Origin of the sequence: Streptomyces sp. NPDC053750, from assembly GCF_044544295.1 — a bacterium.
Classification (GTDB): domain Bacteria; phylum Actinomycetota; class Actinomycetes; order Streptomycetales; family Streptomycetaceae; genus Streptomyces.
The window spans coordinates 732871-759830 of sequence record NZ_JBITXB010000001.1; the positions used below are offsets into that span (position 1 = coordinate 732871).

26 protein-coding genes are annotated in these 26960 nt (G+C 70.8%); 14 read left to right on the top strand and 12 right to left on the bottom strand.

Annotation, left to right across the window (positions count from 1 at the left end; all coding sequences use genetic code 11):
* Window positions 1-65 precede the first annotated feature (65 nt).
* The 4 genes from ACIGO6_RS03140 to fasR all read right to left on the bottom strand — a co-directional run bounded on the left by ACIGO6_RS03140 (window position 66) and on the right by fasR (window position 3714).
* A complete protein-coding gene (locus ACIGO6_RS03140) occupies window positions 66-314 on the bottom strand; it encodes an acyl carrier protein (RefSeq protein WP_003989952.1) in 249 nt (82 codons plus the stop codon).
* 103 nt (window positions 315-417) lie between these two features.
* On the bottom strand, window positions 418-1449 hold the full coding sequence (locus tag ACIGO6_RS03145; RefSeq protein ID WP_399870500.1) for a ketoacyl-ACP synthase III: 1032 nt from the start codon (window positions 1447-1449) through the stop codon (window positions 418-420).
* Window positions 1450-1465: 16 nt separating this feature from the next.
* Window positions 1466-2419, bottom strand: a complete 954-nt coding sequence (locus ACIGO6_RS03150; RefSeq protein WP_399870504.1) for an ACP S-malonyltransferase — start codon at window positions 2417-2419, stop codon at window positions 1466-1468.
* Between the two features lie 89 nt (window positions 2420-2508).
* Window positions 2509-3714 carry a fatty acid biosynthesis transcriptional regulator FasR gene (gene fasR / locus ACIGO6_RS03155; RefSeq protein WP_399870506.1) on the bottom strand — a complete coding sequence of 402 codons (1206 nt, stop codon included), beginning with the start codon at window positions 3712-3714 and terminating at the stop codon, window positions 2509-2511.
* 59 nt (window positions 3715-3773) lie between these two features.
* On the opposite strand from fasR, the gene ACIGO6_RS03160 reads away from it, so the two are divergent.
* On the top strand, window positions 3774-4436 hold the full coding sequence (locus ACIGO6_RS03160) for a pirin family protein (protein WP_399870509.1): 663 nt from the start codon (window positions 3774-3776) through the stop codon (window positions 4434-4436).
* Between the two features lie 184 nt (window positions 4437-4620).
* On the opposite strand, the gene ACIGO6_RS03165 is transcribed toward ACIGO6_RS03160, so the two are convergent.
* Both ACIGO6_RS03165 and ACIGO6_RS03170 read right to left on the bottom strand, forming a co-directional pair.
* Complete coding sequence (locus ACIGO6_RS03165) at window positions 4621-5442, bottom strand: serine hydrolase domain-containing protein (protein WP_399870511.1); 822 nt, start codon at window positions 5440-5442, stop codon at window positions 4621-4623.
* A gap of 18 nt (window positions 5443-5460) precedes the next feature.
* Window positions 5461-5931, bottom strand: coding sequence for a GNAT family N-acetyltransferase (locus ACIGO6_RS03170; RefSeq protein ID WP_399870514.1), 471 nt, complete (start codon window positions 5929-5931; stop codon window positions 5461-5463).
* A 97-nt stretch (window positions 5932-6028) separates the two neighbouring features.
* Here ACIGO6_RS03170 and ACIGO6_RS03175 point away from each other — a divergent pair, with 97 nt between their 5' ends.
* Entirely contained in the window at window positions 6029-6514 is a 486-nt protein-coding gene (locus ACIGO6_RS03175; RefSeq protein WP_399870517.1) for a MerR family transcriptional regulator, read from the top strand.
* On the top strand, window positions 6511-7539 hold the full coding sequence (locus tag ACIGO6_RS03180; protein WP_399870519.1) for an aldo/keto reductase: 1029 nt from the start codon (window positions 6511-6513) through the stop codon (window positions 7537-7539). The genes ACIGO6_RS03175 and ACIGO6_RS03180 overlap by 4 nt, the downstream gene beginning before the upstream one ends.
* Before the next feature lie 3 nt (window positions 7540-7542).
* On the opposite strand, the gene ACIGO6_RS03185 is transcribed toward ACIGO6_RS03180, so the two are convergent.
* The 3 genes from ACIGO6_RS03185 to ACIGO6_RS03195 form a co-directional block, all read right to left on the bottom strand.
* Window positions 7543-8397, bottom strand: coding sequence for a DUF4429 domain-containing protein (locus tag ACIGO6_RS03185; RefSeq protein WP_399870521.1), 855 nt, complete (start codon window positions 8395-8397; stop codon window positions 7543-7545).
* 67 nt (window positions 8398-8464) lie between these two features.
* Window positions 8465-9682, bottom strand: coding sequence for an alpha/beta hydrolase (locus ACIGO6_RS03190; RefSeq protein ID WP_399870524.1), 1218 nt, complete (start codon window positions 9680-9682; stop codon window positions 8465-8467).
* A 65-nt stretch (window positions 9683-9747) separates the two neighbouring features.
* Window positions 9748-10437 carry a TetR family transcriptional regulator gene (locus tag ACIGO6_RS03195; protein ID WP_399870527.1) on the bottom strand — a complete coding sequence of 230 codons (690 nt, stop codon included), beginning with the start codon at window positions 10435-10437 and terminating at the stop codon, window positions 9748-9750.
* 125 nt (window positions 10438-10562) lie between these two features.
* Here ACIGO6_RS03195 and ACIGO6_RS03200 point away from each other — a divergent pair, with 125 nt between their 5' ends.
* Together ACIGO6_RS03200 and ACIGO6_RS03205 are read left to right on the top strand one after the other, a co-directional pair.
* A complete protein-coding gene (locus ACIGO6_RS03200; RefSeq protein WP_399870529.1) occupies window positions 10563-12176 on the top strand; it encodes an MFS transporter in 1614 nt (537 codons plus the stop codon).
* A gap of 231 nt (window positions 12177-12407) precedes the next feature.
* Entirely contained in the window at window positions 12408-12713 is a 306-nt protein-coding gene (locus tag ACIGO6_RS03205; RefSeq protein ID WP_399870532.1) for a small hydrophobic protein, read from the top strand.
* Window positions 12714-12877: 164 nt separating this feature from the next.
* Here ACIGO6_RS03205 and aceE read toward each other — a convergent pair whose 3' ends face one another.
* The gene (gene aceE / locus ACIGO6_RS03210) at window positions 12878-15634 is read right to left on the bottom strand and encodes a pyruvate dehydrogenase (acetyl-transferring), homodimeric type (RefSeq protein ID WP_399870534.1); all 2757 of its coding nucleotides are present in this window, start codon (window positions 15632-15634) and stop codon (window positions 12878-12880) included.
* 376 nt (window positions 15635-16010) lie between these two features.
* Here aceE and ACIGO6_RS03215 point away from each other — a divergent pair, with 376 nt between their 5' ends.
* From ACIGO6_RS03215 to ACIGO6_RS03240, 6 genes are all read left to right on the top strand, one after another.
* Window positions 16011-16448: a DUF3052 domain-containing protein gene (locus tag ACIGO6_RS03215; RefSeq protein ID WP_055416717.1), complete on the top strand. Its 438-nt coding sequence runs from the start codon at window positions 16011-16013 to the stop codon at window positions 16446-16448.
* A gap of 136 nt (window positions 16449-16584) precedes the next feature.
* On the top strand, window positions 16585-17043 hold the full coding sequence (locus ACIGO6_RS03220) for a peroxiredoxin (protein WP_399870538.1): 459 nt from the start codon (window positions 16585-16587) through the stop codon (window positions 17041-17043).
* 142 nt (window positions 17044-17185) lie between these two features.
* A complete protein-coding gene (locus ACIGO6_RS03225; RefSeq protein ID WP_159327463.1) occupies window positions 17186-17761 on the top strand; it encodes a calcium homeostasis/redox stress adaptation protein in 576 nt (191 codons plus the stop codon).
* Window positions 17762-17871: 110 nt separating this feature from the next.
* Window positions 17872-18447, top strand: coding sequence for a TerD family protein (locus ACIGO6_RS03230; RefSeq protein WP_399870540.1), 576 nt, complete (start codon window positions 17872-17874; stop codon window positions 18445-18447).
* 49 nt (window positions 18448-18496) lie between these two features.
* A complete protein-coding gene (locus ACIGO6_RS03235) occupies window positions 18497-19639 on the top strand; it encodes a DUF475 domain-containing protein (protein ID WP_399870543.1) in 1143 nt (380 codons plus the stop codon).
* 111 nt (window positions 19640-19750) lie between these two features.
* Complete coding sequence (locus ACIGO6_RS03240) at window positions 19751-20488, top strand: Tellurium resistance (protein WP_399870546.1); 738 nt, start codon at window positions 19751-19753, stop codon at window positions 20486-20488.
* A gap of 49 nt (window positions 20489-20537) precedes the next feature.
* Here ACIGO6_RS03240 and ACIGO6_RS03245 read toward each other — a convergent pair whose 3' ends face one another.
* A complete protein-coding gene (locus ACIGO6_RS03245; RefSeq protein ID WP_399870548.1) occupies window positions 20538-21494 on the bottom strand; it encodes a TerD family protein in 957 nt (318 codons plus the stop codon).
* Between the two features lie 208 nt (window positions 21495-21702).
* Here ACIGO6_RS03245 and ACIGO6_RS03250 point away from each other — a divergent pair, with 208 nt between their 5' ends.
* From ACIGO6_RS03250 to ACIGO6_RS03260, 3 genes are read left to right on the top strand one after another with little or no spacing between them, the layout of a single operon-like run.
* The gene (locus tag ACIGO6_RS03250) at window positions 21703-22869 is read left to right on the top strand and encodes an HpcH/HpaI aldolase/citrate lyase family protein (RefSeq protein WP_399870550.1); all 1167 of its coding nucleotides are present in this window, start codon (window positions 21703-21705) and stop codon (window positions 22867-22869) included.
* Window positions 22870-22908: 39 nt separating this feature from the next.
* On the top strand, window positions 22909-25437 hold the full coding sequence (locus ACIGO6_RS03255) for a phosphoribosyltransferase (protein WP_399870552.1): 2529 nt from the start codon (window positions 22909-22911) through the stop codon (window positions 25435-25437).
* Complete coding sequence (locus ACIGO6_RS03260; protein ID WP_399870555.1) at window positions 25437-26249, top strand: HAD family hydrolase; 813 nt, start codon at window positions 25437-25439, stop codon at window positions 26247-26249. The genes ACIGO6_RS03255 and ACIGO6_RS03260 overlap by 1 nt, the downstream gene beginning before the upstream one ends.
* Here the strand turns inward: ACIGO6_RS03260 and ACIGO6_RS03265 are convergent.
* Window positions 26167-26910 (bottom strand): DedA family protein, encoded by a 744-nt coding sequence (locus tag ACIGO6_RS03265; RefSeq protein WP_399870558.1) that lies wholly within the window; start codon window positions 26908-26910, stop codon window positions 26167-26169. The two genes, ACIGO6_RS03260 and ACIGO6_RS03265, sit on opposite strands and share 83 nt — an antisense overlap.
* Window positions 26911-26960: the final 50 nt, after the last annotated feature.

Genomic DNA, 26960 nt, shown 5'->3' on the forward strand with positions numbered 1-26960 from the left:
TACGGATTCGTACGGCGCCACCGCCGGGTGGCGGGGCAGTCAGCCCAGAGGCAGTGATCGGTCGATCAGCCCTGGTGCTTGAGGATGTAGTCGGTGGCGTCACCGACGGTCTTGAGGTTCTTGACGTCCTCGTCCGGGATCTTGACGTCGAAACGCTCTTCGGCGGCGACGACGACCTCGACCATGGACAGCGAGTCGACGTCCAGGTCGTCGGTGAAGGACTTGTCCAGCTGGACGTCCTCAACCGGGATGCCGGCGATCTCGTTCACGATCTCGGCGAGACCGGCGACGATCTCTTCCTGAGTGGCGGCCATGGTGGCGCTCCTTCGTTGTTATCCAGAGGGTGTGGCGGCCCGCCGCGTCGGCGGCAGGCGGTGCTGCTCTCCGTTCCGGACCGCATGATCCGGCACGGAGTGCCTAGGGGAGGGTAACGACCGTCGCGGCGTAGACGAGACCCGCCCCGAAGCCGATGACGAGCGCGGTGTCGCCGCTCTTCGCCTCGCCGGTCGCCAGGAGCCGCTCCATCGCGAGCGGAATCGAGGCGGCCGAGGTGTTGCCGGTGGTGCGGATGTCACGGGCGACCATGACGTGCTCCGGCAGCTTCAAGGTCTTCACCATCGAGTCGATGATCCGCACGTTGGCCTGGTGCGGGATGAAGACGTCCAGGTCGTCCGGGCTGATCCCGGCCGCGTCCAGCGCCTGCTGGGCGACCTTCGCCATCTCGAACACGGCCCAGCGGAACACCGCCTGGCCCTCCTGCGTGATCGCAGGAAACTTGACGTTGCCCTCGCGGTCGAGGGGCAGCTCGGAGACGTCGCCGATCCGGAAACGGTCCCAGGGGACCGTCTGCTTGATCGTCTCGGACTTGTCGCCCTCCGAACCCCACACGGTCGGGCCGATCGCCGGCTCCTGCGACGGGCCGACCACGACCGCGCCGGCACCGTCGCCGAACAGGAAGGCCGTGGCCCGGTCCTCCAGGTCGGTCAGGTCGCTCAGCCGCTCCACGCCGATGACGAGGACGTACTCCGCCGAGCCCTCGACGACCATGCCCTTGGCCAGGGTCAGGCCGTAGCCGAAGCCCGCGCAGCCCGCCGAGATGTCGAAGGCGGCGGCCTTGTTCGTGCCCAGCTTGTCCGCGATCTCCGTGGCGACCGCCGGGGTCTGGCTGAAGTGCGACACGGTCGACACGACCACCGCGCCGATCTGCTCGGCGTCGATCCCGGCGTCCGCGATGGCCTTGCCGGAGGCCTCGATGGACATCGCCGCGACGGTCTCCTCGGGCGACGCCCAGTGCCGCGTCTCGATGCCGGAGCGCGAGCGGATCCACTCGTCGGACGAGTCGATCGTCTCGAGGATCACCTCGTTCGGCACGACCCGGGTCGGGCGGTAACCGCCGACGCCGAGGATGCGCGCGTACGGGGCGCCCTTGCTGGGCTTGATCTTCGACATGCTCTCGCGCTCCTTGTCAGGCCTGCTGGGCGTGCTCGGCGACGAGCTCGCGGGCCGCGTCGAGGTCGGCGGGGGACTTCAGGGCGAGCGTCTTGACGCCCGGCAGCGCGCGCTTGGCCAGCCCGGTCAGCGTGCCGCCCGGGCACACCTCGATCAGCGCGGTGACGCCCAGCTCCTGGAAGGTCTCCATGCACCGGTCCCAGCGGACCGGGTTGGCGACCTGGCCGACCAGCCGCTCCAGCACCTCGGCGCCGGAGGCGACGGCCCGCCCGTCCTTGTTGGAGACGTACGTCACCTTCGGGTCGGCCGGCGTGAGCGCCTTCGCCGCCTCGGCGAGCTCGTCCACCGCGGGGGCCATGTGGTGCGTGTGGAACGCGCCGGCCACCTTCAGCGGGACGACCTTGCGCACACCCTCGGGCTTGTCCTCGTTCAGCGCCGCCAGCTGCTCCATGGTGCCGGCCGCCACGATCTGTCCCGCGCCGTTCACGTTGGCCGGGGTCAGGCCGAGCTTCTCCAGGTGGGCCACGCTCACCTCGGGGTCGCCGCCGAGCAGCGCCGACATGCCGGTCTCGGTGACCGCGGCGGCCTCGGCCATCGCCAGGCCCCGACGGCGTACGAGGGTCAGCGCGGCGGTGTCGTCGAGGACTCCCGCGAACGCGGCGGCGGTGATCTCACCGACGCTGTGACCGGCGACCGCGCCCGGCGCGATGTCGGCGCCCGCCGCGTCAGCGGCAAATGAATACGTACCGAGTGCCGCGGCCGAGAGGATTCCGGCGGCGACCAGCAGCGGCTGGGCGACGGACGTGTCACGGATCTCGTCCGCGTCGGCCTTGGTGCCGTAGTGGGCGAGATCGAGTCCAATGGCGTCCGACCACGCGGCGACGCGGTCAGCGGCACCGGGAAGGGCGAGCCAGTCAGTCAGGAAGCCGGGCGTCTGGGCGCCCTGGCCGGGAGCGACGAGTACGAGCACTCTCACACTCTCTCTTGAGGACGGCCACGACCGCCCGTGGGGACAGGGACGAAGAACACGAGGGGGTTTTGTGGACCCCCGACAAAAGCTTAGAGATGCGGATCTCCGTCGGCCAGACGCCCCAGGATGAGCGCGATCCGCAGTGTGAACGCAGACCGTACATCAGAGGGTGACCATCCGGTGACGTCAGTCACACGTCGGAGCCGGTAGCGCACGGTGTTCGGGTGAACGAAGAGCATCCGGGCGGCGCCTTCCAGGCTGCTCGCCTGTTCGAGATAGACGCTGAGCGTCTCCAGCAGGGCGGCCCCGGCCTCCTCCAACGGTCTGTAGATCTCCTCCACCAACTGCTCGCGGGCCGAGGGGTCGGAGGCGATCGCGCGCTCCGGCAGCAGATCGTCGGCCAGCACCGGACGCGGGGCGTCCTGCCAGGCGGTGCACGCCTTGAGACCGGCGGCGGCGGCCTGCGCGGACCGCGTCGCGGCCAGCAGGTCCGGCACCACCGGCCCGGCCACCACCGGCCCTTGGGCGAACGGCCCGATCAGCGACTTCGCGACGGCCAGCGGATTGTCGCTGCCGCCCGCGATCACCACCAGCCGGTCCCCGAGCACCCCGGTCAGCACCTGGAGCTTGGCGTGCCGGGCCGCCCGCCGGATCGCTTCCACCGTCAGCTCGGAGTCCCCGTCCGGGGCGGTGCCCAGCACCACGCACACGTGCTCGGGCGAGTTCCACCCCAGCGCGGCGGCCCGCGACACGGCCCCCTCGTCGGCCTCCCCGCTGAGCACGGCGTTCACGACCAGGGACTCCAGCCGCGCGTCCCAGGCACCGCGTGCCTCGGCGGCCTGCGCGTACACCTGGGCGGTCGCGAAGGCGATCTCCCGGGCGTAGACGAGCAGCGCCTCGCGCAGCACCGACTCGTCACCGGGCGCGGCGACCTCGTCGATCGCGGACTCCATCACCTCGATGGTGGTCCGCACCATCTCGACGGTCTGCCGCAGCGTGATCGCCCGGGTCAGCTCGCGGGGCGCGGTGCCGAAGACGTCGGTGGAGATGGCCTGCGGGGTCTCCGGGCGCCGGAACCACTCGGTGAAGGCGGCGATGCCCGCCTGCGCGACCAGCCCGATCCAGGAACGGTTCTCCGGTGGCATGGCCCGGTACCACGGCAGCGTCTCGTCCATCCGCGCGATGGCCTGCGCGGCGAGTGATCCGGAGGACTGCTCCAGCCGCTTCAGGGTCGCGGAATGCGGGTGGACGGCGCGCGCCGCGGGCTGGGGCTTGCTGGTTTCGGGTTCGGGCACGGGGACAAGACTGCCTTATCGGGACGGGAGCACGTGCCGCCGGGTCTACGGTGGACGGCGTGACGGACGTACGACGCGCCGACGAGCGCTATCCGGGAGGCGACGAGGCGGCGGGCATCGTCTCGCGTCACGCCTTCTCCTTCGGCCCCCACTACGACCCCGACAACCTCCGCTTCGGCGCCCTGCTCGCCTGCAACGAGGAGCACCTGGCCCCCGGCGCCGGCTTCGACGAGCACCCGCACAGCCACACCGAGATCGTCACATGGGTGGTGGAGGGCGAACTGACCCACCGCGACACCGCGGGCCACGAGACGGTCGTGAGGGCGGGGGACGTCCAGCGGCTCAGCTCGGCGGGCGGCGTCCGCCACGTCGAACGCAACGACGCGTCGGTCCCCCTCACCTTCGTCCAGATGTGGCTGGCCCCGCACGACCCCGGCGGCGACCCCTCCTACGAGATCGTCCGAGGCATCGCCGACTCCACCCCGTACGCCGTCCCCGAGGCCGGCGCGATGCTCCACGTACGCCGCCTGAGCGCGGGGGAGCGGACGGCGGTGCCGGACGGGGCGTACGTGTACGTCCACGTCGTCCGCGGCGAGGTGGGACTGGCCGGCGAGCACCTGGGCCCGGGCGACGCGGCCCGGATCACGGACGCGCAGGGCCTCGACGCGGTGGCGGCGTCGTCGGACACGGAGCTGCTGGTGTGGGAGATGGCGGCGAGGTGAGTCCCCTCAGAGCCTGTGTCTGAACCCCCGCCTGCGCCCCGACGCCCGGCACGCACCCTCGCCGCACGCCGTCGCAGGACAGGTGGCTCCGCCACATGACCTGCGACGTCGCACGCCGAGGGCACGCACCGAACGCCGTTGCGCCCGCGCTTCGCGCGGACGACGGGGGTTCAGACACAGGCTCTCAGCCCCGCAGCTCCGTCAGGACCGCGTCCGTGAAGGCCGGCCATGCCTCGGTCGCCCACGGGCCGAAGGCGCGGTCGGTGAGGGCTGCGCAGGCGAGGCCGGCGTCGGGGTCGATCCACAGGAACGTGCCCGACTGGCCGAAGTGGCCGAAGGTGCGGGGCGAGGACGCGGCGCCCGTCCAGTGCGGGGACTTTCCGTCCCGGATCTCGAAGCCGAGGCCCCAGTCGTTGGGGTTCTGGTGGCCGTAGCCCGGCAGGACGCCCTTCGTGCCCGGGTACTGGACCGTCATCGCCTCGGCGACCGTGCGCGGGTCCAGCAGGCGCGGTGCCTGTACCTCGGCGGCGAAGCGGAGCAGGTCCTCGACGGTGGAGACGCCGTCCTTCGCCGGGGAGCCGTCGAGGGTCGTGGACGTCATGCCCAGCGGCTCCAGCACCGCCTGCCGCGCGTACTCGGCGAACGGGATGTCCGCCGCCTTCGCGATGTGGTCGCCGAGCTGCTCGAAACCGGCGTTGGAGTACAGCCGGCGCTCGCCGGGTGCGGACGTCACCCGGTGCTCGTCGAAGGCCAGGCCCGAGGTGTGCGCGAGGAGGTGACGGGCCGTCGACCCGGTCGGGCCGGCGGGCTCGTCCAGCTCGATCGCGCCCTCCTCGTACGCGACGAGCGCCGCGTACGCCGCGAGCGGCTTGGTGACCGAGGCGAGGGGGAAGCGGTGTCCGACCGGGCCGTGGGTGCCCAGGATCGTGCCGTCGGCGCGTACGACGCCCGCCGCGGCGGTGGGAACCGGCCAGTTCTCGATCAACGCGAGGCTCTGCAAGGACATGCCACCGAGCCTAAGCGCTCAGAGCCTCAGCTCCAGCAACGGGTCCGGCTTGGGCCGGAAGCCCAGCGAGGCGTACAGCGGCTCGGCCTGTGAGGACGCGGTGAGGCGGACCCGCCGGGCGCCGTGCTCGCGGAACCACTCCAGCAGAGCATCCATGCAGGCGCGCGCGTACCCGCGGCGGCGCGCGTCCGGGTCGGTGGCGACGCTGAACACGTACCCGTCGACGCCGAGCGGATTGTGCGCACCGCCGATGCGGTAGTCCAGCGTGCCGACCACCAGCGCCGCAAGCGCCCCCGAACGCTCCGGATGGTCCACGACGAACGCGGCGAAGGTGCCGTCCGGCTCGGCCAGCCGGCCGCGCAGCACGGGCAGGGACTCGGCGTGCCACTCGGTGGACGAGTCGGAGCGGGCCAGCGAATCGATCATCACCTGACGCAGACGCAGCACTTCCTCCGCGTCCTTGGGCAGCGCACGGCGTACGTGGGTCATGCCGGGCATGCTAATCGGCCGGGGCGCCTGCCCTCCCGCCGTTTTCCCGCCGCGCACGCTTGCCTGGAGTGCACTCCAAGGTCATAGCGTGGGGGACATGACGGTGATGCAGACCACGGCCGGGACCCTCCGGCCGAACGCCACCAGAACAGACATCTGCTCCGCCCCGCCGCCGGGCCACCCGCGCCCCGACGGGCAGGACCGCTACACCATCAGCGAGGTCGTCGCCCTCACCGGACTGACGGCCCACACGCTGCGCTGGTACGAGCGCATCGGTCTGATGTCCCACATCGACCGCTCGCACACCGGGCAGCGCCGCTACAGCAACCGCGACCTGGACTGGCTCGACTTCGTCGGCAAGCTGCGCATGACCGGCATGCCCGTCGCCGACATGGTCCGGTACGCGGAGCTGGTGCGCGTGGGCGAGAGCACCTACCTCGACCGGCGGGAACTCCTCGAGTCGACGCGCCGCGACGTGCTGACGCGGATCGCCGAGCTCCAGGACACCCTCGCCGTGCTCGACCGGAAGATCAGTTTCTACGGGGACGCCGGACGCGCCCGTGAAGAGGAGAGGACCCGATGACGGACAGGACCGCCGACCGCAGGATCCCGACGGCACGGCTCGGCGAGGGCGGCCCGCAGGTGGGCGTCCAGGGCCTCGGCTGCATGGGCATGAGCTTCGGATACGGCCCGTCGGACGCCGACGCGTCGCGGGCCACCCTGGAGCGGGCCCTCGAGCTGGGCGTCACGCTCTACGACACGGCCGACGCGTACGGCGCCGGGGAGAACGAGCGGTTCCTCGCGCCGTTCTTCAAGGCCCACCGCGACGAGGTCGTCGTCGCGACCAAGTTCGCCCTGTCCATCCCGCCGGACGACCCGACGAAGCGCATCATCCGCAACGACCCGCCGTACATCCGCCAGGCCGTCGAGGCGAGCCTGCGCCGACTGGACGTCGACGTGATCGACCTCTACTACATGCACCGGCGCGACGTGAACGTGCCGGTCGAGGAGACCGTCGCCGTCATGGCCGACCTCGTCCGCGAGGGCAAGGTCAAGCAGCTCGGGCTGAGCGAGGTGACGGGGGAGGAGCTGCGGGCCGCACAGGCGGTGCATCCCATCGCCGCCGTGCAGTCGGAGTGGTCGCTGTTCAGCCGGGACATCGAGGCGGGCGTGGTGCCGGCGGCGCGTGAGCTGGGCGTGACCCTCGTGCCGTACTCGCCGCTCGGCCGGGGCTTCCTCACCGGCGCCTTCACCAACGCCGACCAGGACCTCACGGCCGGTGACTTCCGCCGTCAGCAGCCCCGCTTCACCGGCGACAACGCGGCGGCCAACGCGGCCCTCCTGGACCCGGTCCGCACGGTCGCCGAGGCCCACGAGGCGACCCTCGGCCAGATCGCCCTGGCCTGGACCCACCAGCGGGCGCAGGTGCACGGCCTGCCCGTCGTCCCCATCCCGGGCACGCGGAAGCCGGCACGGGTGGCGGAGAACACGGCGGCGACGCGCATCGTCCTGACGGAGGACGAGCTCGCCCTGCTGGAGCCGATCGCGGCCAAGGTGGCAGGCGACCGCTACGCGGACATGACGTTCACGTCTGCCGGACGGGAGTAGAAGCTAGAGCTCCGCCAGCAACTCCGCCTTCTTGGAGGAGAACTCCTCGTCCGTCACCAGCCCCTGCTGATGCAGTTCCCCCAGATGGCGGATCCGCTCGGCGATGTCGGCGGGGTCCCGCCGCAGCCCCGGTACCGCCACCGGCACCGCAGAGCCCGCGCCGCGATCCCGTACCGCCGCCAACACCGCCGCCGCGAACGGCAGTGACTCGTGCACGGGCCCGTACCCGAGCCCGAACACGACCGCCGCCGGATCCTGGTCGGCCTGCGGAGCGACCGGCGCCCCGACCCGGGGCAACAGCCGCAGATACCCCTCGAACGCCTCGGGGGAGCGCCACTCCACCCCGCCCAGGTCGGCGACCGGGTAACTCCGGTCGCCGGCCTTCCACTTCGCCGACGACGCACCCGTCCAGGACCACCGGAAGGTCACCGACGTGCCGTCGAAGGACGCCTTCCCGTCGTACGCCTTGAACTGCAGCGGCGCCTCGGGCGCCGCCACCAGGTACCGCTCGGTCTTGCCGGACTCGCCCAGCAGCCCCCGCAGCTCGTCGGCGTAGTACTCCGCGAGCGTCTCCCGCTCGGCCGGCAGCACCAGCCGGTACGGGTCACAGCCCTCCTTCAGCTGCCCGGCCGCCGCCTCCATCAGCGGATCGGCGCCCGGACGCGGCTCGACGCGCAGCACGACGGTGCCCCGCTTGCCGGGCGTGAGCGTCACCCCGGCGATCGCCTCCAGCGGGATCCGGCGTTCCCCCAGGGTCTGGAACAGCTTCGGTGTTCGAATCCCCCGTTCGTAGCGGATGAGCACGGAGTCGGACTCGAACTCCCAGGCGGCATGAAATCCGGCCAGTACGTCACCCATGCGGCTCATCGTATGCGGCACGAGCCCCTCCGTCCCCTCCCCGTGCAAACCGGAGTTTCTGCGGTCTCTACGCGCGTCCGGCCGTCGCCGCGGTGGACAAACCCACCCGGCATGTGTCGTTCTCGTCGGCGCAGGCGACCGTGCGGTATGCGCCAACGCCGATCTCCGCGAAGTTCCTGAGGCTCTCCGTCCCGGGTACGAAGTAGCCGGCGTGCCCCTCGGCGCCCCGCGCCGACAGCACCCGCGCCCCGAAGGCCGCGGACACCGGGTCGGCGCCGTGCCCGAGCCCGCCGACCTCCAGGTACGGCACGTCCTGGATCCAGTCGTCGGCGTCCCGCATCGCCCACACGCGGGCGGACGTGTGCAGGTGGGCGGCGTTCTCCGCGCGCATGCCGGGGCTGCCGGCCACCGCTATGTCCGTCACCCGGCCGGGCAGCGTGTCGGCGGCGAGGCCGCACACCACCGAGCCGTAGCTGTGGCAGAAGAGGGAGACGGGGGCCTGTCCGGGCAGCGCCCGCAGCAGCGCGTTCAGCCGGACGGCGCCGTGTTCGGCGCGGACCGCCGTGGCCGCCTCCATGCCGAGTCCGCTGGGGGAGGTGTAGTCGGCCCAGGCGATCACGGCCGTGCGGGTACCCGGGCTCACCGTGCGTTCGGCCGCGTACAGCGACTCGGCCATGCCGACCGGCGCCGAGTATCTGCGGTCGGTGCGCTGGAAGGTGAGCAGCTCGGTGTCCACGCCGGGCACGACGACGGACACGCGCTCGGCGCGGTTCAGGTTCCCGAACACCTCGGCGACCTTGCCCGAGCCCGCGGGGTCGAAGGCGAGGATGTGACGGTCGGGGTCCAGCAGCGACTCGTAGCGGTGTGCGAGGCGGCCCGCCTCGCGCTGCCCGGACGGGGACAGACGTTTGTCGTGCATGCGCAGGCGCTCGATCGCGCGTGCCTTGCGGAGCGCGGCGCGGTTGGCGACGTAGCGCAGTTCGACGGGGGCGCCGTTCATGTTGCCGACGGCGAGGGGGTAGCGGCGGGCGAGGCTGGTGCGCTGCCATGCGGTGAGCGAGGCGAAGAAGCGGGCCAGCCGGGCGGGGCCCGCGTGCGGGTCCGGCAGCCGGCGTCCGTCGATCCGTCCGTGCTCCCATGCCGCGACCGACGCCTCGAGGGCCGTGGGCCCCCGCTGGTTGCGCAGGGCGGTCCAGCCGGTGGTCGCCAGCATCACGAACACCACGGCCAGGGCGAGCAGTGCGCGCCAGACGTTCAGCTGCGGGGAGGTGTCGAAGGAAGTCACTGGGAGGACACACTAGGAGAACGGGACGGTCTCGCGTGAATCCAGTGACACGGATCACGTTTCGGTCATGTGCTACGGCGTTCGATCCGCCCGTCCGGCCCAGGCGCGCCACTCCGCCAGTGCCCGGTGAGTGCGGTTTCCATCTGGTCGAGGTAGGTGGTGGCCAGGTCGCGCAGCGCGGCGAGTCCTGCGTCCTCCCGCGCCGACCAGATCCGTTCCGTCACCCGCATCACCGCGCCGAAGGCGGCCACGACCACGCGGGGCCGCGGGTCCGTGTCCACGTCGAGGCCCTCACGGTCGGCGACGACGCGGGCGACCTCCTCCTCCAGCTCCGTCGCGCGCCGCAGATGGGCGGCGAGCAGCGCGGGCGTCGACTCGATCACCCGGTAGAAGCGCATGTGCAGCTCGAGCGGGATCAGCTGCTCGATGGCCTCCCCTATGGTGTCCCAGCTCTCCACCAGGGCCTGGCGCAGCGCGTCCAGCGGTGCCTCGTCGGGCGGGCGGCGGCGCACCGCCGCCACGAAGTGCGCCTCGGCGAGCCGCGACACGAAGAACGCCGCCTCCTCCTTGCTGGCGAAGTAGCGGAAGAAGGTGCGCTGCGAGACATCGGCCGCCTCGGCGATGTCGTCGACGGTCGTCTCCTCATAACCCCGCTCGGCGAACAGCTCCAGGGCGGAGCGCAGCAGCGCGTCCCGGGTGCGCTGCTTCTTGCGTTCCCGCAGCCCGGTCGGGGGAGCCGTGTCCGCCGTGTTCAAAAGGTCGCTCCTCGCTTGTCGCCCGTCGTCGTTTCCGCAGTTCAGGCTATAGGGAGAGGGCGTGACAGTGACGGTCCGACGAATTGGTTTGTCAACTGTCAGTGACTGTCACTAGCCTCGAAAACATGACTAGTCAGACCACCATCGACAAGACGGGATCCGGGGGCGGGGGCGCACCGTCCGGCCCCGGGCCGGCCGCCGGGCTGCGCGGCCATCCGTGGCTCACCCTGGTCACCGTCGCTGTAGGGGTCATGATGGTGGCCCTCGACGGCACCATCGTCGCCATCGCCAACCCGGCCATCCAGGACGACCTGAAGGCCAGCTTCGCGGACGTCCAGTGGATCACCAACGCCTACTTCCTCGCCCTCGCGGTCTCCCTGATCACCGCGGGCAAGCTGGGTGACCGCTTCGGGCACCGGCAGACCTTCCTCATCGGCGTGGTCGGCTTCGCCGCCGCCTCCGGTGCCATCGGCCTGTCCGACACCATCCCGCTGGTCGTCGCCTTCCGTGTGCTCCAGGGTCTGTTCGGCGCGCTGCTGATGCCGGCCGCGCTCGGCCTGCTGCGGGCCACCTTCCCGGCCGAGAAGCTCAACATGGCCATCGGTATCTGGGGCATGGTCATCGGCGCCTCCACCGCGGGCGGCCCGATCCTCGGCGGTGTGCTGGTCGAGCACGTGAGCTGGCAGTCCGTCTTCTTCATCAACGTGCCGGTGGGCATCCTCGCCGTGGTCCTCGGCGTCGTCATCCTGCTGGACCACCGCGCCGAGAACGCCCCGCGCTCCTTCGACATCCTGGGCATCGCGCTGCTCTCCGCCGCGATGTTCTGCCTGGTCTGGGCGCTCATCAAGGCCCCCGAGTGGGGCTGGGGCGACGGCAAGACCTGGCTGTTCGTCGTTGCCTCCGTCGCGGGCTTCGCCCTGTTCGCCTTCTGGGAGACGAAGGTGGCGGAGCCGCTGATCCCGCTGGCGCTGTTCCGTTCCGTCCCGCTGTCCGCGGGTGTCGTCCTCATGGTCCTGATGGCGATCGCCTTCATGGGCGGCCTGTTCTTCGTGACGTTCTACCTGCAGAACGTGCACGGCATGAGCCCGATCGACGCCGGCCTGCACCTGCTGCCGCTCACCGGCATGATGATCGTCGGCTCCCCGCTCGCCGGCGCGATGATCACCAAGGTCGGCCCGCGCATCCCGCTCGCGGGCGGCATGGCGTGCACCGCGCTCGCCATGTACGGCATGTCCACGCTGGAGACGGACACCGGCAGCGGCGTCATGTCGCTCTGGTTCGCCCTGCTGGGCCTCGGCCTCGCGCCCGTCATGGTCGGCGCCACCGAGGTCATCGTCGGCAACGCGCCGATGGAGCTGTCGGGTGTCGCCGGCGGCCTCCAGCAGGCGGCGATGCAGATCGGCGGCAGCCTCGGCACGGCCGTGCTGGGCGCCGTGATGGCCTCCAAGGTCGACAACGACCTTGAGGGCAACTGGGCCGACGCGGGTCTCCCGCAGATGACGCCGGACCAGCTGGGCCAGGCCTCGGAGGCGGTCCAGGTCGGCGTGGCGCCGGTGGCCGAGGGGACGCCGGAACAGCTCGCGACGAAGATCACCGATGTCGCGCACGACACCTTCATCTCCGGCATGAGCCTGGCGTCGCTGGTCGCCGCCGGTGTCGCGGCCGTGGCCGTGCTGGTCGCGTTTCTCACCAAGCGCGGTGAGAACGCGGAGGCCGGAGCGGGCGTGGGTCACATCTGAGGAAGTCCGGTGGGGGACCGGCCCTGTTCGCCTATCCGGGTGACAGGGCCGGCGAACCCTCCCCTCCGGTCGGCCTCGCAGGTCACAGTGGGTCAAGTCCTCCGCAGGGCACGGAGGGGGAGGCTGCGGCGCGCTGCCGGAGGGGGGCAGCGCGCAGGCAGCACGCCCGAGACGGGCATGAGCCGCTGTACGGGGGTACCCGAACTCCACAAGGAGTTCAGGGGAGTTGATATGGCGAGCTTCGGTACGGGATCGCGCAGGCACCCCCGCTCACGTGGCCGTACGGGGTCACGGACCGGGCCGGATCGCGCGACGCTCGCGGTGGTCGGAGTCATCTGCGCGGTCGCCGGGTTCTTCGTGCTGGGGATCGTCCTCGGCCCCGTCGCGATCGTGTGTGGCTGGCTGGCCATGGGCCGCAGCTGGGCGGGTTCCCGCCCCGTACCGGCCGTGGTCGCCTTCGTTCTGGGCATCATCGACACGCTCCAGGCGCTCCTCTGGCTCATCGGAGCGGCAACCCCGGGCAACGGCATGTTCTGATGAACCCGGCCGGCCCGCCCCACCGCCCCTCGGTACACGAGGGGCGGCGCTCTTGTGCCCGGGCCCCGGACCCGCCCGCGCCCCCGCCCCCGCCCGACAGCGAAGGGGCGACGGAGCCGGAGCCCCGCCGCCCCCTTACGGCACTGGGCCGGAGACCCTGCGCGCTACGCGTCGCCGCCCGCGACCCCGGGGTCGGCCGCCGTCACGTCCAGCAGCCGGTACCGGTCGATCGCCTGCTTCAGCACCGACCGGTCGACCTTCCCCTCCCGCGCCAGCTCCGTGAGCACCCCCACCACGATCGACTGCGCGTCGATGTGGAAGAACCGCCGAGCCGCGCCGCGCGTGTCCGCGAAGCCCCACCCGTCCGCGCCCAGCGACTGGTACGTCCCCGGCACCCACCGCGCGATCTGGTCCGGAACCGACCGCATCCAGTCGGAGACGGCCACGAACGGCCCCTGCGCGCCGGCCAGTTTCCGCGTCACGTACGGCACCTGCTGCTCCTCCTCGGGATGCAGCAGGTTGTGCTCCTCGCACGCCACCGCCTCGCGCCGCAGCTCGTTCCAGGAGGTCGCCGACCAGACGTCGGCGCGCACGTTCCACTCCTCGGCGAGGATCCGCTGCGCCTCGACGGCCCACGGCACCGCGACCCCGGACGCCATGATCTGCGCCGGGACGGAACCGGAGGTCCCCTCGCTGAAGCGGTAGACGCCCTTGAGGATGCCCTCGACGTCCACGTTCTCGGGCTCGGCCGGGTGCTGGATCGGCTCGTTGTAGACGGTGAGGTAGTAGAAGACGTCCTCACCGTGCGGGTGCTGCTCGTCCCCGCCGTACATCCGGCGCAGGCCGTCCTTGACGATGTGCGCGATCTCGAAGCCGAAGGCGGGGTCGTACGCCACGCACGCCGGGTTCGTCGAAGCGAGCAGCTGCGAGTGGCCGTCCGCGTGCTGGAGGCCCTCACCGGTCAGCGTCGTACGGCCCGCGGTCGCGCCCAGCACGAATCCGCGCGCCAGCTGGTCACCCATCTGCCAGAACTGGTCGCCGGTGCGCTGGAAACCGAACATCGAGTAGAAGACGTAGACCGGGATGAGTGGCTCGCCGTGCGTGGCGTACGCCGATCCGGCCGCGATCAGCGAGGCCGTGCAGCCGGCCTCGGAGATGCCGTCGTGCAGCATCTGCCCGTTCGGCGCCTCCTTGTAGGCGAGCAGCAGGTCCCGGTCCACGGACTCGTACTGCTGGCCCAGCGGGTTGTAGATCTTCGCACTCGGGAAGAACGAGTCCATGCCGAACGTGCGGTACTCGTCCGGTGCGATCAGTACGAACCGCTTGCCGAGCTCCTTGTCCCGCATGAGGTCCTTGAGCAGCCGCACAAACGCCATCGTCGTCGCGATGGACTGCTGACCCGACCCCTTCTTCACGGTCGCGTACGTCTTGTCGTCCGGCAGCGCGAGCGGCTCGGACCGCACGACGCGCGTCGGCACGTACCCGCCGAGACCCAGCCGGCGGTCGTGCATGTACTGCATCTCCTCGGTGTCCCGGCCGGGGTGGTAGTACGGCGGCGGGCCGGACTCCAGCTCCTTGTCGGAGATCGGCAGGTGCAGCCGGTCGCGGAAGCGCTTGAGGTCGTCGACCGTCAGCTTCTTCATCTGGTGCGTGGCGTTGCGGCCCTCGAAGTTCGGGCCCAGCGTCCAGCCCTTGATCGTCTTGGCGAGGACGACGGTGGGCTGGCCCTTGTGCTCCAGGGCGGCCTTGTAGGCCGCGTAGATCTTCCGGTGGTCGTGACCGCCGCGGCCCAGGTGCAGGATCTGGTCGTCGGTCATGTTCTCGACCATCGCGCGCAACCGGTGGTCGTCGCCGAAGAAGTGCCTGCGGATGTACGCGCCGGACTCGGTGGCGTAGGTCTGGAACTGGCCGTCCGGCGTGGTGTTCATGCGGTTGACCAGCACGCCGTCCCGGTCCTGGGCGAGCAGCGGGTCCCAGGTGCGGTCCCACACCAGCTTGATCACGTTCCACCCGGCGCCGCGGAAGATCGACTCCAGCTCCTGGATGATCTTGCCGTTGCCGCGCACCGGCCCGTCCAGGCGCTGCAGGTTGCAGTTGACCACGAAGGTCAGGTTGTCCAGGCCCTCCCGGGCGGCGATGGAGAGCTGGCCCAGCGACTCCGGCTCGTCCATCTCGCCGTCGCCGAGGAACGCCCACACGTGCGACCGGGAGGTGTCCGCGATCCCGCGCGCGTGCATGTAGCGGTTCATCCGCGCCTGGTAGATCGCGCCGATCGGGCCGAGGCCCATCGACACCGTCGGGAACTCCCAGAAGTCCGGCATCGACCGCGGATGCGGGTACGACGACAGCATGTGCGGCGCCTTCGACTTCTCCTGCCGGAAGCCGTCCAGGTGCTGCTCGCTGAGCCGGTCCAGCAGGTACGCGCGCGCGTAGATGCCCGGCGAGGCATGGCCCTGGAAGAAGACCTGGTCGCCTCCGTCGCCGTCGTCCTTGCCGCGGAAGAAGTGGTTGAAGCCCACGTCGTACAGGGAGGCGGACGAGGCGAAGGTCGCGATGTGGCCGCCGACGCCGATGCCGGGCCGCTGCGCGCGCGAGACCATCACGGCGGCGTTCCAGCGGGTGGCGTTGAGGATCCTGCGTTCGATCTCCTCGTTGCCCGGGAAGAACGGCTCGCTCTTGGTCGGGATGGTGTTCACGTAGTCCGTGCTGCGCATCTCGGGCACGGCCACGCGCTTCTCGCGGGCCCGTTCGATCAGCCGCAGCATCAGATAGCGCGCCCGCTCCCGGCCGCGCTCGTCCACGGCGGCGTCGAGGGAGTCGAGCCACTCCTGGGTTTCCTCGGGATCGAAGTCAGGAACCTGACTCGGGAGGCCGCCAATGATGATCGGACTGCGATCACTGCGATCGGATGCGGAAGCCACGCTGTTCCTTCGCTCTCGGAGGGCCGTTTTTTCCGGGTGTCTGCGCCGATTCCCCATCGTGTACCTCGCGGGGGCAAACGTCATCTGTACCGTGGGGTAACCGATTCCTCCATGGGGATCGGGGGCACGTTCATTCGAGTCTCGTACCCACGCATGGTTCCCAAATACGCAAACGGGGCAGAAAGGTGTGGTGTACGTCACCTTCGGTCTGGACGGCATGGCTGGAGTTGCGGCGACACGGCCGGGATCGTCACCGTTTCGACGGTCCCAGTCGCCGGGTACTTGCGCGATCCGTCCCGCCCGTGTGGACTACGGCCAATGCTTCGCGCACGCGCGTGGCTGAGACATTCACCAAGACATGATCAGGAGGCAACCCGTGAGCGCGACCGCGGACCACGCGGAGGAGCGGACGAACCCTGCCGTCAGGCTGGGGTTCCAGCCCGGGCAGGTGGTCCAGGAGATCGGCTACGACGACGACGTCGACCAGGAGCTCCGCGAGGCCATTGAGGGCGCCGTCGAGGGCGAGCTGGTGGACGAGGACTACGAGGACGTGGCCGACGCCGTCGTGCTGTGGTTCCGTGACGACGACGGCGACCTGACGGATGCGCTGGTGGATGCCACCACGTACATCGAAGAGGGCGGGGCGATCCTGCTCCTCACGCCGAAGACCGGCCGTTCGGGGTACGTCGAGGCCAGCGACATTTCGGAAGCCGCGACGACGGCGGGGCTGACGGCGTCCAAGAGCGTCAGCGTCGGAAAGGACTGGAGCGGCAGCCGACTGGCGACGCCGAAGGCCGCCAAGTCCAAGCGGTAGCCGGCCCAGGCCGGATCCGTATCGCCCGGACTCCGGACGGGCCGACCGCCGTCGGCCCGTCCGCGGGTTCGTGATCCTCCCTGCGTAGGGTGTTTCCAGCGAAACGCGAACCACCCCTCGAAGGGACGAACAGGACATGGCGATCCAGGTCGGCGACAAGGCACCCGACTTCGAACTCAAGGACAACCACGGCGCGACCGTCCGGCTGTCCGACTTCCGCGGGCAGAAGAACGTCGTGCTGCTCTTCTACCCGTTCGCCTTCACCGGCGTGTGCACCGGCGAGCTGTGCGAGGTGCGCGACAACCTGCCGCAGTTCTCCGACCGCGACACCCAGGTGCTCGCCGTCTCCAACGACTCCATCCACACCCTGCGCGTCTTCGCCGAGCAGGAGGGCCTGGAGTACCCGCTGCTCTCCGACTTCTGGCCGCACGGCAACGTCTCGCGCGCCTACGGCGTCTTCGACGAGGACAAGGGCTGCGCCGTCCGCGGCACCTTCATCATCGACCGGGAGGGCGTCGTGCGCTGGACCGTCGTCAACGGCCTGCCGGACGCCCGTGACCTGACCGAGTACGTGAAGGCGCTCGACACCCTGTGATCGACGCCGTGCGATTTGTCGGTCCCAGGGCCTGCGGGGGGCGGGAACCCGTCACTAGGATCGACTCGTTGATCCGGTATCCGCAGTAAGACATCCAACGCGCTACGGGGCATCGCGGCCCCTGGACACCAATGGAGGACTCGTGGGAGTCAGCCTCAGCAAGGGCGGCAACGTTTCGCTGACCAAGGAGGCCCCCGGCCTGACCGCGGTCATCGTCGGTCTGGGGTGGGACATCCGCACCACGACCGGCACCGACTTCGACCTCGACGCCAGCGCGCTGCTGCTGAACAGCGCCGGCAAGGTCGCCAGTGACGCGCACTTCATCTTCTTCAACAACCTGAAGAGCCCGGACGGCTCCGTCGAGCACACCGGTGACAACCTCACCGGTGAGGGCGAGGGCGACGACGAGCAGATCAAGATCAACCTCGCCGGTGTCCCCGCCGACGTCGAGAAGATCGTCTTCCCGGTCTCGATCTACGACGCCGAGAACCGCCAGCAGTCCTTCGGCCAGGTGCGCAACGCCTTCATCCGCGTCGTCAACCAGGCCGGCGAGGCCGAGATCGCCCGTTACGACCTGAGCGAGGACGCCTCCACGGAGACCGCCATGGTCTTCGGCGAGCTGTACCGGCACGGTGCGGAGTGGAAGTTCCGCGCCATCGGCCAGGGCTACGCCTCCGGCCTGCGGGGCATCGCCCAGGACTTCGGCGTCAACGTCTGAGTCACCTGAACGCACGGGGCCACGGCCTCGATCGTCCGGCGCCGCACGGTTTACGTGCGGCGCCGGACGCGCAGGAAACCCAGGAACCATCACCCGGGGAGGACATCACCATGGGCGTCACGCTTGCCAAGGGGGGCAACGTCTCCCTGTCCAAGGCCGCACCGAACCTCACACAGGTACTGGTCGGGCTCGGCTGGGACGCGCGTTCCACCACCGGAGCACCCTTCGACCTCGACGCCAGCGCGCTGGTGTGCAGCAGCGGCCGGGTGCTCGGCGACGAGTGGTTCGTCTTCTACAACCAGCTCAAGAGCCCGGACGGCTCGGTCGAGCACACCGGCGACAACCTCACCGGCGAGGGTGACGGTGACGACGAGTCGGTGATCGTCGACCTCTCGGCGGTGCCCGACCGGTGCGACAAGATCGTCTTCCCGGTCTCGATCCACATGGCCGACGAGCGGGGCCAGACCTTCGGACAGGTCAGCAACGCCTTCATCCGGGTCGTCAACCAGGCCGACGGTCAGGAACTGGCCCGCTACGACCTGAGCGAGGACGCCTCCACGGAGACCGCGATGATCTTCGGCGAGCTCTACCGGTACCAGGGCGAGTGGAAGTTCCGGGCCGTGGGACAGGGGTACGCGTCGGGGCTTCGGGGCATCGCTCTAGACTTCGGAGTCAACGTTTCGTAAAGCCGCGTACGGCGCGGGGGAGCCCCGTACAAACACGATTGGGTAGCCAGTGGTTCTGAAAACCTTCGGGTGGTCGTTCGCGGTCACCGCGCTCGGCCTGGTGGCCGCGGTCTTCTACGGGGGGTGGGCCGCCTTCGGTGTCGTGGCGATCCTGTCCGTCCTGGAGATCTCGCTGTCCTTCGACAACGCGGTGGTCAACGCCGGGATCCTGAAGAAGATGAATGCCTTCTGGCAGAAGATCTTCCTCACCATCGGCATCCTGATCGCCGTCTTCGGCATGCGCCTGGTCTTCCCGGTCGTCATCGTCGCGGTCAGCGCGTCCCTGGGCCCGATCGAGGCGGTCGACCTCGCCCTCACCGACAAGGACCGCTACCAGGAACTGGTGACGGACGCCCACCCGTCGATCGCCGCGTTCGGTGGCATGTTCCTCCTGATGATCTTCCTCGACTTCATCTTCGAGGACCGGGACATCAAGTGGCTCGGCTGGCTGGAGCGGCCGCTGGCCAAGCTCGGCAGGGTCGACATGCTGTCGGTCTGCATCGCCCTGATCGTGCTGCTGGTCTCCTCGATCACCTTCGGCGCCCACGCCCACCAGCACGGCGGCACCCACGCCGACAAGGCGGAGACGGTCCTGCTCTCCGGCATCGCCGGTCTGATCACCTACCTGGTCGTCGGCGGCCTCTCCGGCTTCTTCGAGGACAAGCTCGAGGAAGAGGAGGAGCGCGAGCACGAGGCGGAAGAGGCGGCCGAGCGGGCCGGCAAGCCCAAGTCGGCCGTCAAGCTGGCCGGCAAGGCCGCGTTCTTCATGTTCCTCTACCTCGAGGTCCTGGACGCGTCCTTCTCCTTCGACGGCGTCATCGGCGCCTTCGCCATCACCAACGACATCGTCCTGATGGCCCTCGGCCTCGGCATCGGCGCCATGTACGTCCGGTCCCTGACCGTCTACCTGGTCCGCGAGGGCACCCTCGACGACTACGTCTACCTGGAGCACGGCGCCCACTACGCCATCGGCGCCCTGGCCGTCGTCCTCCTGGTGACCATCCAGTACGAGATCAACGAGTTCATCACCGGCATGATCGGCGTCGTCCTCATCGGCGCCTCCTTCTGGTCCTCGGTCCGCCGCAACAAGCGGCTAGCGGCGGCCGGGGGAGACGGCGACGCGGAGAAGGCGGAGGTCTCCTCCGGGGTGTGAACACGGCCCGGGTGAGGGAACGCTCTGTGCGGGGCGGCCGACGAGGACGACTCCTCGGGGCCGCCCCGTCGGCGGTCCAGGGTCGGTGGGCGAGGGAACGTGGGGGCGGGAATGGGCTTCTTGGACGGGCTGTGGCGTGGCCGCGAGTCGGAGTTCGACTCGGGCAGCGCGGCGACCAACTCCATCCAGCTGACCAAACGGCACAGTCAGGTCTCACTGACCAAGCAGGGCGCGGCCACCGGCAATCTGCGCATCAACCTCGCCTGGCGGATGCGCTCCTCCGACATCATGGGCACGCAGCGCGAAAGCCTGCTGCGCCACCCCTTCAAGGCGCTCAAGCCCCCCGAGGTCGTCGGCCACAGCCAGAGCATGGTCAACGTCGACCTCGACCTCGGCTGCCTCTACGAGCTCCAGGACGGCACCCGCGGCGTCGTCCAGCCCCTCGGCGGCTTCCTGGGCGACGTCAACGCGCCGCCGTACGTCAAGCTCAGCGGCGACGACCGGTTCGGCTCGGCCTCCGGCGAGACGATCTACGTCAACCTCGACCACAAGGACGCCATCAAGCGCCTGCTGCTCTTCGCGTACATCTACGACCAGACGCCCGCCTTCGACCGGACGCACGCCATCGTCACGCTCTACCCGAGCAACGGTCCCCGCATCGAGATAGGCCTGGACGAGCGCCATCCGCAGGCCCGGTCCTGCGCCGTCGTAATGATCGAGAACATCAAGGGCGAGATATTCGTCCGCCGCGAGGTGAAGTTCGTGTACGGCTTCCAGGGCGAGCTGGACCGGCTGTACGGGTGGGGGCTGCAGTGGGGCAGGGGGCACAAGAGCAAGGCAGAGCGGTGAGGCTCCGCCCGCACGGCTGAGTGCGGCGCCTGCCGCCGACGCTCGCCGCCTACCGTCCGACGAACTGCGGCCCCTGCGGCGGCAGCCGGAAGTCCGGGTCGGGTGCGCCGGTGACCGGCGGCGGATAGCCGTAGCCGGACGGGGCACCGGCGGCCGGCGCGGCGGCCGGCGCCTGCGGGTAGCCGTACGCGGGCCGGCCGGCCGGTTGCGGATAGCCGTAGGCGGGCTGCGCCGTCGGCGGCTGCTGCGGGTAGCCGTACGCGGGCTGTGCCGGGACGCCCGCGGGCTGCGCCGGTACGCCGCCCGTCGGCTGCTCGGGCGGCAGCGGTCGCGAGACGTCCGTGAGGGGCTGGACGGTCGTCGGCTGCTCGGGATCGACCGTCGGCGGGGAGGGCACCGACTGCGCGGGAGTGGGCGCGGACTGGTCGGGGCGGGGAGCCGCCACGGGGCCATCGGCGCCCTCCGACTCGTCCACCGAGATGCCGAAGTCGGTCGCCAGGCCCTTCAGCCCGTTCGAGTAGCCCTCGCCCAGCGCCCGGAACTTCCAGCTTTCCCCGCGCCGGTACAGCTCGCCGCAGATCAGCGCCGTCTCCTGGCCCGTCTCCGGCTTGACGTCGAAGTACGCCAGCGGCTCCGCGTCGGCGGCCGTGGCGTCGTGCAGCAGGATGCGCAGGGACCGGACCTGGTCGAAGGTGGCGCCGTCCGCCGACGCGACGAGCAGGACGCGGCCCACCGAGGCCTCGACCCCGGAGAGGTCTGTCTGGATCGTGTCGGTCAGACCTTCGGCGACCCGCTTCTTGCCGAGCCGCCAGACCTGCCCGGAGGGGTGCCGGGGCTGGTTGTAGAAGACGAAGTCCTCGTCGGAACGCACGCGGTCGTCGGGGCCCAGCAGCAGCGCGGAGACATCGACGTCGGGCACCCCCTGCCCGGGTGTCCAGCGCAGCACGGCGCGTACCGTGGTGGCTTGCAACGGGACGTTCGACCCCTTCAGCATCGCGTGCGTCATGCCGTCATCCTGCCCTCTCGGTCCTGGTCACGACAACGCGGGGGCGGGTTCCCGGGTCGTCTCCGCTCACCCCGGCTCGCCACCGTCGACACGGCCGGGTTACCTGGAATTCATGCCCGGTGGGAACCACCGACATGGACACGTACGTACTATTACCGGCCACCTTTCGGCGATGTACAGGTTGCCCAGACACCACGGGGGAGTTTAGATGCGTCATTTCGGACAGATTGCCCCTGATGTGCGGAAGCGTCTTTTCCATCAGGAGCCCTGCTCCTTCACGGCGGACTCCCCGGCCCGGCAGCTGTCCGTGGCCCTGGGCGCCACGCTCTACAGCCCGGCCACCCGGCCGAGGCTCGCCGACGACATCCTGAAGCAGGGCGCGCGCGGCGTGGTGTCGATGGTGCTGTGCCTGGAGGACTCGATCGACGACGCCGACGTGCCGGTCGGCGAGGAGAACCTCGTCCGTCAGCTCGCGGACCTGACGCAGCGTGCCGACGCGGACGTCCCCCTGCTGTTCATCCGCGTCCGCACCCCCGAGCAGATCCCCGACCTCGTGCGCCGCCTCGGCCCCGCCGTACGGCTGCTCTCCGGATTCGTGCTGCCCAAGTTCACCGAGGAACGCGGCATCCCCTTCCTGGAGGCGCTCACCGCCGCCGAGGCCGCCAGTGGCCGCAGGCTCTTCGCCATGCCCGTGCTGGAGTCACCGGACCTGCTGTACCGGGAGTCCCGCGTGCAGACGCTGGAGGGCATCTTCCGCGCGGTCGACAAGTACCGCGACCGCGTGCTCGCCCTGCGCCTCGGCGTCACCGACTTCTGCTCCTCCTACGGGCTGCGCAGGGGCCCCGACATGACGGCGTACGACGTCCAGATCGTCGCCTCCGTGATCGCCGACGTGGTGAACATGCTCGCCCGCGCCGACGGCACCGGCTTCACGGTGACCGGGCCGGTGTGGGAGTACTTCCGTGTCCAGGAGAGGATGTTCAAACCGCAACTGCGGCAGAGCCCCTTCCTGGAAGGTCAGGCCGTCGAACTGCGCCAGAAACTGATCGAGCACTCGATGGACGGCCTGCTGCGGGAGATCTCCCTGGACCGCGCCAACGGCCTGCTGGGCAAGACCTGCATCCACCCCTCCCACGTCCTCCCCGTGCACGCGCTGTCCGTGGTCAGCCACGAGGAGTTCAGCGACGCCCAGGACATCCTGCGGCCCGAACGCGGTGGCGGGGGCGTCCTGCGGTCGGCGTACACGAACAAGATGAACGAGGTGAAGCCCCACCGTGCCTGGGCCGAGCGGACCCTGCTGCGCGCCGAGGTCTTCGGGGTCGCCAACGAGGACATCGGCTTCGTGGAACTGCTCGCCGCCGGCCTGTCCGACTGAACGCAAGAAGTACATGCAGGCAATGAACGCAAGGAATCCATGACCGAGGCAGAGCACGCACACGACGCGGTGGACAACGGGAGGCACGAGCAGATGACCGAGCGGGCGCACGCCGAAGAGCGTGCCGGAGTCTGGTCCGGCAGCTGGGTCGCCGAGCGGCTCGGCGTCGAACTCGCCGGCGACGACACACTGCCCGGCCTGCTGGGGCTCGCCCTGCGCCGCAACCCCAAGCGGGCGCACCTGCTCGTCTCCAACGTGCTCGGTAAGCACGTACCCCAGTCGCCCTCCGTCGTGTACGGCCACGGTGTCGCCCTCGGCCGGCGCGTCCGCGACCTGCTGGGCGCCCGGGCGGCCGAGGACGCGGTCGTCCTCGGTTACGCGGAGACCGCCACCGGCCTCGGCCACTCGGTCGCCGACGGCCTGGGCCCCGCGCCCTACCTGCACTCCACGCGCCGCCCGGTCACCGGGGTCGCCCGGGCGGGCGGTTTCGAGGAGTCCCACTCGCACGCGACCTCCCACCTCCTGCTGCCCGAGGACCCGGCGCTGCTGGCCGGTGACGGGCCGCTGGTCCTCGTCGACGACGAGTTCTCCACCGGCAACACGGTGCTCAACACCGTGCGCGCCCTGCACGAGCGCTACCCCCGCAAGCGGTACGTCGTCGTGGCCCTGGTCGACATGCGCTCGCCCGCCGACGCCGGCCGGCTGGAGGACTTCGCCCGGGAGATCGGCGCCCGTGTGGACCTGGTGACGGCCGCCTCGGGCACGGTCCGGCTGCCGCCGGGCGTCCTGGAGAAGGGGCAGGAACTGGTCGCCCACCACGAGGCGCGTGCCGCCGCCCCGGCCCGCGAGGGCTCGCTCACCGGGTCCGGGTCCGTCGCGCGCGTCGACCTGCGCTGGCCCGCCCGGGTCCCCGACGGCGGCCGGCACGGGTTCACGGCCGCCCAGCGGGAGCGGCTGGAGAGCGCCCTGCCCGGCATGGCCGAGCGGATCGCCGCGGCGCTGCCCGCCGGCGCCCGCCGCGTGCTCGTCCTCGGCTTCGAGGAGCTGATGTACGCCCCGCTGCGCCTGGCCCACGCGCTGGAGCAGACCGCCGACGCCGACGTCCGCTACTCCACGACCACCCGCTCTCCCGTCCTGGCCGTCGACGACCCGGGCTACGCCATACGCACCCGCCTGGTCTTCCCCGCCCACGACGACCCGGCCGACGGCCCCGGCGAGCGCTACGCCTACAACGTCGCGGGCGCCGGCTTCGACGCCGTCGTGGCCGTCGTCGACTCGGCCGCCGACACCCCCGCACTGCACGCCCCCGACGGACTGCTGGCCCGGCTCGCCGCCCACACCCCGCACGTCCTGCTCGCGGTCGTCCCGTCGTACGTCCCGCAAGCACCGCACGCCTCCGAAAGGCCCCCCATGCTGCCCGAGCCCCTGCGCGGCCCCGACTTCTCCTCGTACGCGCCCGACGAGGTCGGCTGGCTGCTCCAGGACCTCTCGGACGTGACGCTGGAGGCGCCGACCGAGGAGCGCGAGGAGGCGATCCAGAGCGGCGGCGCGCACTACGCGGAGTCGCTGCCGGTGGAGTACCAGCCCAGCGCGCAGTACCAGGAGCTGTTCCACGCGGCGCTGGAGACGTCCGCCGCCCGGCTGGCCCGGGCCGTCGGTGCCGTCACCGAGATCGTGCTCACGGAGCGGTCCCCCCGCCCCGTCCTGGTCTCCCTCGCCCGCGCGGGCACACCCGTCGGCATCCTGATGCGCCGCTGGGCGCAGTTCCGCCACGGCCTCGACCTCCCGCACTACGCGGTGTCGATCGTCCGGGGCCGCGGCATCGACGCCAACGCGCTGCGCTGGCTGGCCGAGCACCACGACCCCGCCGACGTCGTCTTCGTCGACGGCTGGACCGGCAAGGGTGCCATCACCCGCGAACTCGCCGCCGCCCTGCGCGAGTTCGAGGCCTCCGACGGTGTCACCGGCTTCGACCCGGAGATCGCCGTACTGGCCGACCCCGGTTCCTGCGTCCGCACCTACGGCACCCGCGACGACTTCCTGATCCCCTCCGCCTGCCTGAACTCCACGGTCTCCGGCCTGATATCGCGCACCGTGCTCCGTGCCGACCTGGTCGGTCCGCACGACTTCCACGGCGCGAAGTTCTACCGCGAACTCGCCGGCGCCGACCTGTCCCCGGCCTTCCTGGACGCCGTCTCCGCACGCTTCCCGGACGTCGCCGACACGGTAGACGCCCAGGCCAAGGAGCTCCTGGCCGCCGACCGCACCCCCACCTGGGAGGGCTGGGCCGCAGTCGAGCGCATCAGCGAGGAGTACGGCATCCACGACGTGAACCTCGTCAAGCCCGGTGTCGGCGAAACCACCCGCGTGATGCTGCGCCGTGTCCCCTGGAAGGTGCTGGCCCGAGCGGGCGCCGGCGCCGACCTGGACCACGTACGCCTGCTGGCCGAACAACGGGGCGTCCCCGTCGAGGAGGTCGCCGACCTCCCCTACACCTGCGTCGGGCTGATCCACCCCCAGTACACGCGCGGCGCGACCGGCGCCGACGGCAAGGCGGTGGCGCTCTGATGCCGGTGCTCGTCGCGAGCGACCTCGACCGCACGCTCATCTACTCCGCCGCCGCGCTGGGGCTCACCATGCCCGACCTGCGGGCACCCCGGCTGCTGTGCGTGGAGGTCTACGAGAGCAGGCCCCTCTCCTACATGACCGAGACGGCCGCCGGACTGCTGACCGACCTCGGCGACTCGGCGGTCTTCGTCCCGACGACCACCCGCACCCGCGCGCAGTACCAGCGCATCAACCTCCCCGGCCCGCCCGCGAAGTACGCGATCTGCGCCAACGGCGGTCACCTGCTGGTGGACGGCGTCTCCGACCCCGACTGGCACGCGCGGGTCACCGCCCGCCTCGCCGACGAGTGCGCCTCGCTCGCCGAGATCCGCGACCACCTGATGAACACCGCCGACCCGCGGTGGGTGCGCAAGCACCGGGTCGCCGAGGACCTCTTCGCCTACCTCGTCGTCGAGCGCGAACTGCTGCCCGAGGACTGGGTGAAGGAACTCGCCGTGTGGGCCGAGAACCGCGGCTGGACCGTCTCCCTCCAGGGCCGCAAGATCTACGCCGTCCCCAAGCCGCTCACCAAGAGCGCCGCCGTGCGCGAGGTTGCCCGCCGCACCGGCGCCGAGCTCACCCTCGCCGCCGGCGACTCCCTCCTCGACGCCGACCTGCTGCTCGCCGCCGACCGGGGCTGGCGCCCCGGCCACGGCGAGCTCGCCGACGCCGGCTGGTCGGCTCCGGCGATCAGCGCCTTGCCCGAGCGCGGCGTGCTGGCCGGTGAGCGGATTCTCCGGGAGTTCCTGCACGCGGCGCATCCGGCTCACTGACGTCACGGCCCCGTCTGCGGTGGCCGGCCCCCGGCCGCAGCAGGCGCATGCCGATGAAGACCAGCAGCGCCAGGGCGGCGATCGCGAGGATCACCTTCGAGTACGTGGAGGCGATGCCCGACACCTCGGACCAGTTGTCGCCCAGCGCGTAGCCGGCGAGCACGAACACGGTGTTCCAGATGGCGCTGCCCAGCGTGGTGAGGGCGAGGAAGACGGGCAGCCGCATCCGCTCGACGCCGGCCGGCACGGAGATCAGACTCCGGAAGATCGGGATCATCCGGCCGAAGAAGACGGCCTTGGTTCCGTGCTTCAGGAACCAGGCCTCCGTCTTCTCGATGTCGGCCACCTTCACCAGCGGCAGCTTCCCCGCTATCGCCACGGTGCGGTCCCGGCCGAGCAGCGCGCCGACCCCGTACAGCGCGAGCGCGCCGATCACCGAACCCGCCGTCGTCCACAGCAGGACGGCGAGCAGGTTCATCCGGCCCGAACTCGCCGCGAACCCGGCGAGCGGCAGGATCACCTCGCTCGGCAGGGGAGGAAACAGGTTCTCCAGAGCGATGGCCAGGCCGGCGCCCGGTGCGCCGAGCGCGTCCATGAGGTCGTTGATCCACTGCGGTGCGGCACCGCTGTCCGCGGCCGTCTGCGCTGCGATGGCTGTCATGCCGACCACGCTAGAAAACCGCAGCTGAAGGGAGCCTGAGGAAGTCCGCG